We start from the raw sequence: 10424 nt of genomic DNA, 5'->3' as shown, positions 1-10424 counted from the left end.
GCTAGCTTTATTGACACTATTTAACTGAATCGTAAACGCATCCTCAGTTGGATTAGGAAAAATATTTACTGAAAATGGGTCAACATCTACTTCTGGAGTACTTAATGTTATGGACTCTACTAGCCATTTGGCTCTATTGTCATTATTTGCAGAGTGGATAACTGTATTATCAGAATTGTGATACAAGTATCTATTTAGGTTTCTAGTTTCAAAAGTATAAGTCCCATCTGCATTAGGAATAACCGTCCATATTTTATCAACATCAACCCTAGGCGGAGTAAAATTTGTGCTTATCATGGTACCTGCTGAACCTCCCGTAAATCTTAGGATGCCTCTATCACCATTATCGATATTGTAATAATCACCTGAGCCAGAAGCTATAAATTCCCATTCGCTTACCACACCATCTCCCGTGTCACTAGTAACAACAGCAGAACCATCTGACATTAAGTATTTTCCAGTTACAAAATTTTTCAATCTATAAATATCGCCTGATAAATCTGTCGGATCATCTATTTCTATATTAACAGTGATTTCGTTAGACGTTACAGTTTCATTATTTGCATTATAGGCTACAGCCTGAATATCGTAAGCACCCTCTGTATCTGGTGTCCAATCTAAAGTATATGGAGCAGTAGTGTCTTCTCCAAACAACGCACCATTAAGCAAAAACGCTACTTTAGAAATACTTCCATTCTCATCGATTGCATCTGCAGAAATGGGTATTGTTTCACCTAAGTCATAAGTTTCATCGTTAAAGGGCGACGTTAATGATACTCTAAATGGTTCTTGAATGATATCTAAATCAATGATTTGTAAATACAATGGTCTTGTATCATCTGAATGCCCACTTTCCATTAAATAGTAGTACAATTTACCATCCGCTATATAAACTCTACCATGTCTGAAGGTTCTACCTGTTGTAGGCTGATATACCGTTGTAAAATTATTAGTGCCACCTGCAGCTTTTTGTATTCTAACGCGACCGTTTGTTAGACCAATTAAAAATATATCATTCCCAGCCGTGTAGATGGCTTCTGCGCCCGAAAAACTCTCTGTAGTAATAAAATCCGTAGCACCTGCTGGTCTGTAAGTATGTAAATTCTTGGTTACATTAAATTCGTCATCCCTAACGCGACTAATGATGTGTTCATCTCCGTTCTCGGTAACGGTCCAATCAAATCCTTGTACGATGTAAACTTGATTAGTTTGGGTCGTTTGTACGTAATCTCCTTGTTCCATAACTTTTATCTCATCAGCGTTACGTAGCGGTAAAGTAATACTTGTACCTTCATGGTTTTTCCAATTAGTGGCACCACTTTGATCATCAGCATACGCATAATACACGCCATTTTGATACTGATACTTATCTGTATTATTTCCAGATCGTCGCTGAAAACCGATTCTAATTTTTCCTCCTACATATTTAAAACTTCCATACATGCCCCAATTATAATCTTGACCAAAATTACTAGCATTTTTATCTGCAAACTTTATAAAATCTGACCAAGTGGACGTAGCCGCATCATATTTTGCGAAGTGATAACCTCCATTTGAGCTTGAGCCCTTTCGCATCGAAAAAAACAAATCTCCTTGATTATTTAGAAAAAATTGTGGATATGTAAGCTCAGAAAATGCACCATAATTTTCAACACCGTTTAAACTTAAATGCTTATAACCACCACTCGTATTTTGAACAAATTTGTCTAAAGTGAATTCTGCATCAGGCACAGAAGCTGCATTTGCAATAGAATATGCATATCTAAAATAATCATCACTTAAACTTCCGTCAGATGGTCTCGTATTGGTATAAGCATGCATATCAAAAAGCAGATGAATGGTTCCATCTAAAGGGCTTACACCTACAGCAATGGTATTATGAGATTCACCAATATACCATATATTACGCCAACCTGTATGTTTGTGCGGAAACTCAATGGTAGCCATAGTTCCTGTAATGGTATTATAACGGGTTAGCATCATATTTCTATTAGCTTTACCACCTTTATACCATGTCATAAACACATATTCATTATAAGTAGTTATACAATCTCCATGCGCAGAAATTTGTGGCCCAAATTTATAGTCGTAACCTGTAGTTGAATTTGGTGCAGATTCATTATTTACTTGTACACCATCAAAGTGCAAAGCGATATCTGTAACTTCAATTTCATTTTCTAAAACTACCTGAGCAGAAATAAAATAAGTAGTTAATGATAAAAGTAGAAAGGAATATTTGATACGCAAACATGTCTTAAAGTATTTTTCTTTCATAGTTTTAAAATATAAACACTTAAAATTACAAGCAAGATACCTTTAAACTATCCTGTACTATAAGGTGAATTCAATATAACAGTTTAGGCTTCAGACAAATAAAAAAGCTAGAGAACATACAAGTCTCTAGCTTCTTTGATAATAAATTATTTCCAAATTTTATTTAATCACCAGTTTTGAATGAAAGACCCTTTGATTATCATCAGTGATTTTTATTAAATATAAACCTGATTTAAATTGACCGTTATTTTTAATATCTATTCTATCAGAATCCATAGTATCTTGATACACAATTTTACCAAGCATATTGTAAATTATAACATTGGCTTTATGGACACTATTTAACTGAATTGTAAATGCATCCTCAGCTGGATTAGGGAATATCTTTGCCGTAAAAACATCAGCTTCAACCTCAGGAGTACTGAGCGTTGTTGATTCTACAATCCATTTAGATCTATCGTCTGTGTTGCCAACGTGTTCAATAATACCATTAGCATTATGGTATATGTAGTTTGAACCATTTCGAGTTTGAAATTGATATGTATTATCGCCGCTGTTGTAAATGACGGTGAACTGCTTATCGGAATCTTCTCTTGGTGCCGAAAAACCAGTACTAATAACATCGTTTGCCGGATTACCAGCAGCTCTTAAAATACCACGATCCGATCTTTTACTTTCAATATTATAAAAGTTACCTGCTTGCACAAATTCCCATTCCTTATCACCAGAAGATACATTAGTGCCATCGTCAGCCTCTAAGACATCTGCACCTACGGAATGTAAGTACTTTCCTGTGACGAAATTCTTGATGCGGTAAACATCACCTGTTAAATCATTTGGATCATCTATTTCCCAATTAACCGTAATTTCCGAAGAGGAAACAGTTTCGTTAGCTGCATTATACGCAGTAGCTTGAACGGTATAAGAACCTTCTGTAACTGCTGACCAATCCACACTATATGGTTCCGTAGTATCTTCTGCAAAGAATGAACCATTGACCATAAAATCTACTTTAGAGATACTACCGTTTTCATCAACAGCATCTGCTGAGATTTGAATAGTTTCTCCTATATCATAAGTTTCACCATTAGATGGTGATGTTAGCGACACTCTAAAAGGCTCTTGTACAATATCTAAATCTATAATTTGAAGATATAATGGTTGCGCACTACCTGAGGCATTTTCCATCATGTAATAATACAACTTACCATTATTTATGTGTACACGTCCATGGTCAAATGTTTTACCTGATGTAGCCTGATATACTGTGGTGAAATTATTGGTACCTCCTGCCGTTTTTTCAACTTTAACCCTACCATTACTTAAACCAATAATAAAGACATCATCTCCAGCAGTGTAAATAGCATCCGCACCAGAAAAATTTTCTGAGGTTATAAAATCAGTCGCACCAGCTGGTTTATAAGTATGCAAATTCTTAGTGACATTAAATTCGTTATCTCTTACTCTGCTAATAATGTGTATATCACCATTATCGGTAACCGTCCAATCGAAACCTTGTACGATGTAAACTTGATCAGTTTGGGTTGTTTGCACATAATCGCCCGGTTCAATAACTTTTATAAAGTCAGCATCGTACAGTGGTAGGCTAAAACTTTGACCCTCGTGATTTTTCCAATCAGACGCACCTGTTTGATCATCAGAATACGCATAATACACTCCGTTCTGCAATTGAAACTCATCATTACTATTAGCAGATCGTCGTTGGAAACCAATACGTAATTTACCGTTAACGTACTTTAAACTACCATAGAGTCCCCAATTATAGTCAATACTTGGTTGGCTACTTGCATTTAATGCATTAAAATCCGTAAAATTAGACCATGTACCTGTACTGGCGTTATACGCAGTAAATTTATACTTACCATTTGTATGACCACCTTCGCGCATGTTCATCAAAAGTTCTCCTGCATCGTTTAGAAAAAAAGATGGATAGGTTAATCCATCAAATTCGTTTTGATTTTCGTTACCGGTTAGCTTTAAATGCTTGTAACCACCACTTCCGTTTTGAACGAATTTATCTAAGGTAAATTCTGCATCAGAAAGCGATGCTGTATTTGCAATTGAGTAGGAATATCTAAAATAATCATTAGCTAAACTCCCATTTGATGGTCTTGAAGCACTATAGGCATGCATATCGTACAATAAGTGTATGGTGCCGTCTATAGGACTTACTCCAACAGCAATAGTATTGTGAGATTCGCCTAACCACCATTTATTTTGGAAACCTGTGTGCGTATGCGGAAACTCAATAGTCGCCATGGTACCAGTAACGGTGTTGTATCGCGTTAACATAACATGTCTGTCTGTTTTTCCACCACGATACCAAGTCATAAACACATAATCTCCGTAAGTCTTTATACAATCGCCATGTGCAGAAATGTTTCGTCCAAAAACATAATCATAATTAGTAGTACTTCCGTTATCAGCTGATGTATTTGGCACTTTGCTGCCATTAAAGTGTAAACCAAAATCAGTGATATGTACTTCATTTTCTAAAACGACTTGTGCAAACTGAAGTTGAACAACGCACAACGTGAGAAGAAGGCCAAAGCTTCTTTTTATAAGCTTAATGCTTAGCGTATTTTTTTTCATGCTTTTTCTTTTTCTTTTTTCTTCAAACTTGAAGAATTCGATAAATATAATTATAAAACTGTAAAATAGTATCCTGACCTATCCTGAGAAATAGTTAAAACATCTATTCCAAGTAAAACACCTCTTCTAAAGGTATAGATATTGGTGAATTATCTGGATTTACCTTCATAATATCCGCCATAAAATCCCACCATTTTTTTACGACAGGATTATTTGCTAAATCTTGAGATCCTCCTTCTCCAGATACTTTTTGAAAAGCAAACAGCGTATGTGTTTCTTCGTCCAAAAAAATAGAATACTCGCTAACACCATTAGTTTTTAAAAGTGCTTTAAGTTCTGGCCATAATTCATCATGACGTTTTTTATACGCTTCTCGTTGTCCTTTATTGAGCTTCATTTTAAACGCTAGTCTTTGCATTAGAACTACTTTTTAATCATATTATAAAAAAATTATCCTACCTTTTAAGTAAAAGATAGGATAATCTTAGAGTGATTTAATAAGTTATGAAACTTATTGCTTCACTATTTTTTTAGTTAAGCTAGCACCATTTTCTCCCTCTAACTTTACAATGTATAAGCCAGTATTTAATGAACTTACATCTAAATTAGTTGACGTTGTGTCCTCTGAAAAATTTCTAGAGATAACTTGTTTTCCAAGTAAATCATAAATAGAAATTTGCTTAATACTTTGATTTAAGCCCTCAATTGACAATTCATCTTTTACAGGATTAGAAATAAAAACTGAACTGGTATCGAACTCTTCAGTGCTTAATGGTTCAACAAAAATATAACGAATATCGTTAATTGTACCTCCATCGTTAAACACTACTGGGTCACCTGCTGCCGCTGGTGCTACACTATATCTAAAATTTCCTTGTCCCGGAGGTTTCGCAAACAACGCATTGTTTCCAGCACCTGTCCAACCAGTCGCTTTTCTTCTTTGAAACTGGTCAAATTCGTAATTTGGATCCATGGTATCAGCTATGGGATCACCCATTCTAGCAGTAATTGTAACTACACCATCTGAATCTCCAGGTCCATCATAAGATGACTGATCTACAATCATAGTCCAAGGACCAGCACTAAGAGCAGAAAGGTCTGCTGTAAGTTGTACAAAGCCGCTGCCTGCTGGCATTACATGGTCTTGTACAGTCCAAAGTTGTGTTGCTTCAGCGGGTGCTGTTGTTATTTCATCAGCCCACTCTAACTGACCCGAAGAACCATTGATGGTGATAAAAAGTTCACTTCCAGACACACCGCATGTTGCAAGTTTATAAACACCTGGGTCAATGAATAGTTCAGGACAATTCTGAGCATTTACTTGAAACGCCGACATGGCCAAAAGTAAAAATGCACTAATCTTTAAAGTAATTTTTTTCATATTTGTTGTTTTTTGTTAATTAATGAATTTGGTTAAAAATATTAATTATGGATCAATTTAATTTCAATATTAGTCCATAAAATATAAAATTCTATCCTGCACTATCCTGTTAAAATTGAGCCTAAATTGTTTTGTTATAAGTATTCTTATATATCCTCTAACTCATTATAGTAAATCAATCCATATCAACCTTACTTTTCCACCAAGTTTGGTTAGGTTGAAAATCTTTGGAAAGCACTTCCTTTCTGTGCTTTTCTAATGACGGCCAGTTATTATTTATGGTATTTTGCCTTCTATTTTCGGCTTTCCACGCATCGTATTCAGGATCTTGGGTTGGGAACTTGGCATTAACTCCTTTTAACCATGACATTAAATTATCACTAAGATTTTTAGCTATTTCTGAATGTTTAGAAATGACATTTAAAGTATCATGCTCTGTTGATGGTAATTTATAGAGTTCTTGATGGCCGTCTTCCCAATAATGAATTAACTTCCAACCCTCTTTTTGAATGACCGAACTTGGTTCTCCTCCTTGATTTCCATAATGCGGATAATGCCAATATATTGGTCTGTTTAGGTTTAATTTTTCACCTTTTAATAAAGGCTTAAGACTTATACCATCTATATGTTGCTTTTTATTTAACGGTACATTTACTAAGTCTAAAAGTGTGGGATAAAAATCCGTTGCAATAACTGGATAATTAGTTCTAACACCTGCGCTATTCAACCATGGGACTTTTATAAAGAAAGGCTCTTTTATGCCACCTTCCCATTGGTAACCTTTTCCTCCTCTTAGAGGTAAATTGCTTGTCGTATAGTGATCACCCGAGGCGACTCCACCATTATCTGACGTAAAAACCACAATAGTATTTTCCACCAATCCATTAGCTTCAAGAGTTTCTAAAACTAACCCTACGGCATCATCCATAGTTTCGACTAAGCCGCCATAAATAGGATTATCTTGTACTTGACGAATGGGTAAGACGCGTTCCATTGCATAACCATTTTCAGTAATCCCTATACTATCAGCCTTATCTCTGTATTTACGCCATTTTCCTTCGGTAGTTTGAATAGGTGCATGTACAGCATAAAAGGATAAAAAGGCAAAAAAAGTAGAATCTTTATATTGCTTTATAAAATTAGAGGTCTCTTGAGCTAATCGCATCGAAAGGTTTTCTCCGTTCTCCTTGTTTTGTAGTTTAGGATTGTTCCAAGGTGAAAAAAAACCTCCTCTTGGCGAACCTGCTTCAATACCTCCAATATTAATATCAAAACCATGGTCTTCTGGGTAAGACCCTTCACCACCTAAATGCCACTTTCCTGCAAAAAAGGTTTTATAATCATGTTGCTTTAAGGCTTCTGCTATGGTGACGTCTTCTTTTGGTAATTGCGTCACATATTGAGCTGGTAATAATTTGTCATGACGATTTCGGTTGCGCCAATCTTCACCTGTTTTAGCTCCTATCCAGTCTGTAATACCATGGCGCGCCGTGAACTTCCCTGTCATGATACTGGCTCGCGATGGACTGCAAACACGACTCGCTGCATAACCATTGGTAAATTGCATAGATTGGTTTGCTAATTGGTCTATGTGCGGTGTTTCATAAAATGTACTGCCAGTAACACCTAAATCATGGTAACCTAAATCATCAACTAGAATGAAAAGAATATTGGGTTTACTATGTTTAGTCGCATTCTCTTTTCTACAACTAAAAAAAAGAATTACAGTTAGTAACAGTAAACTTCTAAAAATCTTAATCAACTTAAAATTTTGGTTGGTTATAGTTTAATTATCTTTTTAACAAAATGATTGGTTTTATGAGCATTAGATATAAAATAAATCCCACTTTCTAAATCACTGATATCTATAATTTCGGATGTTTTTGTTGTATGTATTTCCTTAAGGATAGCACCAGTATGACTAAAAATAGTTAAACTTGAATTGATAGGTAAGTTGCTAATCTCTATTCTACCTTTTGTTGGGTTGGGGTACATTTTTGTTTTTGGTCTGTCTACATCATTTATAAATAAAGTACTTGCACAAGCAGATTCTGGATTGTTTAAATTAAATGCTGTGCCATCCGAAACATCCGTTCTGCGCAATACCATTTTATCCATAAAAAAGAAATTAGACCTAGCATCGACAATTACGGAATAGTTACCTGGAGCATTAAACGTGGCCCATATAAACCTAAACGAACTACCATCGTTTGTGTTGGTTACAAAACCCCAACGTTCTTCAACAGGAAGATTTACAGGGTGTCTGTTCATAAAGGCTTTGAAAAACCCACCAGTACTAGAACCTGCAGGACAACCTCTATCTGTATTAGTACTACAACTAGGTCTTGGCTCTAGCTGAGGAGTAGCCATTGCATTGTTTTGATTAGTCGCATAAAAGTCATCAGCAACTATACGAAGCCAGGCATCATTGTGTTCTCCACCAGACGTACCAGTGCCAATACGTCCACGCCAAGCAAGTCTGTAAGTCCCTGGATTATTAATTTTAATGTTGTAAGTAATTGGCGCACCACTTAAGGCATTAAAAGACTGTGGTCCGTCCCAAAAAATGTAGTTTATGGTTGACCCAGCTAAATTAGGATCAGCCTCACTGGCAGTTTGCCAATTTGATCCTGCAGGTAAGTCACCAGATTCCATCTCTATAGTTAAAAGGCCGTTCTGCTCTTCAAAAGGTAATGTACCATCGCAGGCTGCGGTTTGAGAAAACGTCTGATTGACTACTATTGAAAGTAGAAACAGAAGCGCAATTTTTAATGTGTTTTTTTTCATATTTTTATGATATTAGAACCTAATTATCTCTGCATTATTTAACTTTTAGAGTCACTTTTTGTAAATCATCCTCTAGTGAAGAGGTTCCAACGGAAATTGTAAATGTTCCTGGTTCTACGACTTTTTTCATGTCTTGATTTAAAATATTAAGCTCATCAAAACCTAAATTAAAGCTGACTGTTTTTGTCTCTCCTGGTTTTAAGGTAATACGCTTAAAACCCTTTAGTAATTTTAAATAACGTCCTACTGAAGCGTAGTCATCTCTAACATACATTTGCACCACTTCATCGCCTTCTCTTTGTCCTGTATTTGTAACTTCTACAGAAACCGTAGTTGAGCCGTCTGCATTAATTGTGGCACTTTCAAGTTTTGGTGTACCATACTCAAAAGTGGTATAACTCAACCCATAACCAAACGGAAACAATGGTGATTTATCTGCATCTTTATATAAGCCTTTACCAGAACCTATAAAATCTGGTCGTTCTAAGTACGTTACAGGTACCTGACCTACATCGCGAGGAAAAGACACCGTAAGTTTACCTCCAGGATTGGTGTCACCAAAAATAGCATCGGCAATCGCATCGCCAGAACGCATGCCCAAATACCAAGTTTCAAGCACAGAAGGTATATTTTCTGCTATATAGTTAATCGTTAGAGGTCGTCCATTGATTAAAACAACAATAACTGGTTTTCCTGTTTTGTGGATGGCTTCAACCAATTCATTTTGAACACCATACAAATCTAAATTTGAACGATCTGCACCTTCACCACCTGTCTTGCGCGAACCACCAACTACAAGCACAACAGCATCTGACTTTTTTGCGGCTGCAATAGCATCCGAAAATCCTTCTTTAGAATTACTCAATAAATCACAACCTTTAGCGTAGTTTATTTTTACTTTGCCTTCAGTTTTACTTGTTAGGCCTTCTAAAACTGACGTGTAAAATGGTGGTAATCCTGAATAACCTCCTAGTAAAGAATAGGTGCCTTTTGCTGGTTGTTCTTCATGAGCATTAGGTCCGATTACTGCTAACGATTTAATGTTATTGATATCTAGTGGCAATAAATTATTGTCATTTTTCAATAAAATCATGGCTTTTTTTGCCATTTCGTATGAAAATTCTTGATGCTCTTTTCTACCAGCATTTACAGTTTTGGTGTCAATCTCTTTTGGTTCTGCATCAAATAGACCCAATTTATATTTTGCGGTTAAAATACGCGATGTTGCTTTGTCGATATAGGTTACCAAATCAGGATTCTGTGTTAGCGTATCTTTCAATACTGTTGTATGATAGGCAGATAGGTCAACATTTTTTCCTATAACTAAGTCCATATCAACGCCAGCCTTTAAACCTAAGATAGCTGACTT

General features: G+C 35.8%; 7 protein-coding genes. All 7 read right to left on the bottom strand.

Features of this window, described 5'->3' with window-relative positions:
• The coding region (locus Q0800_RS01940; RefSeq protein ID WP_299127137.1) for a BNR-4 repeat-containing protein at positions 1-2274 on the bottom strand (2274 nt) is incomplete at its 3' end.
• Between the two features lie 159 nt (positions 2275-2433).
• Positions 2434-4887, bottom strand: a complete 2454-nt coding sequence (locus Q0800_RS01935) for a BNR-4 repeat-containing protein (RefSeq protein ID WP_299127135.1) — start codon at positions 4885-4887, stop codon at positions 2434-2436.
• 103 nt (positions 4888-4990) lie between these two features.
• Positions 4991-5305, bottom strand: coding sequence for an L-rhamnose mutarotase (gene rhaM / locus Q0800_RS01930; RefSeq protein WP_299127134.1), 315 nt, complete (start codon positions 5303-5305; stop codon positions 4991-4993).
• A 93-nt stretch (positions 5306-5398) separates the two neighbouring features.
• Positions 5399-6268 (bottom strand): T9SS type A sorting domain-containing protein, encoded by an 870-nt coding sequence (locus Q0800_RS01925; RefSeq protein ID WP_299127133.1) that lies wholly within the window; start codon positions 6266-6268, stop codon positions 5399-5401.
• A 175-nt stretch (positions 6269-6443) separates the two neighbouring features.
• Positions 6444-8030 (bottom strand): sulfatase, encoded by a 1587-nt coding sequence (locus tag Q0800_RS01920; protein ID WP_299127132.1) that lies wholly within the window; start codon positions 8028-8030, stop codon positions 6444-6446.
• Positions 8031-8047: 17 nt separating this feature from the next.
• Complete coding sequence (locus Q0800_RS01915; RefSeq protein ID WP_299127130.1) at positions 8048-9055, bottom strand: T9SS type A sorting domain-containing protein; 1008 nt, start codon at positions 9053-9055, stop codon at positions 8048-8050.
• A 34-nt stretch (positions 9056-9089) separates the two neighbouring features.
• A partial coding sequence (locus Q0800_RS01910; RefSeq protein WP_299127129.1) for a glycoside hydrolase family 3 C-terminal domain-containing protein occupies positions 9090-10424 on the bottom strand: 1335 nt, incomplete at its 5' end.

Source organism: uncultured Winogradskyella sp. (genome assembly GCF_937958655.1).
Lineage (GTDB): Bacteria > Bacteroidota > Bacteroidia > Flavobacteriales > Flavobacteriaceae > Winogradskyella.
The sequence above is the reverse complement of the archived record's forward strand: the minus strand, read 5'-3'. Positions and strand labels throughout refer to the sequence as shown.

Bases quoted from the DNA above. Each gene is read 5' to 3' on its own strand.
- Q0800_RS01935 (WP_299127135.1), bottom strand. From the start codon at position 4,887: ATGAAAAAAAATACGCTAAGCATTAAGCTTATAAAAAGAAGCTTTGGC.
- rhaM (WP_299127134.1), bottom strand. From the start codon at position 5,305: ATGCAAAGACTAGCGTTTAAAATGAAGCTCAATAAAGGACAACGAGAA.
- Q0800_RS01915 (WP_299127130.1), bottom strand. From the start codon at position 9,055: ATGAAAAAAAACACATTAAAAATTGCGCTTCTGTTTCTACTTTCAATA.
- Q0800_RS01925 (WP_299127133.1), bottom strand. From the start codon at position 6,268: ATGAAAAAAATTACTTTAAAGATTAGTGCATTTTTACTTTTGGCCATG.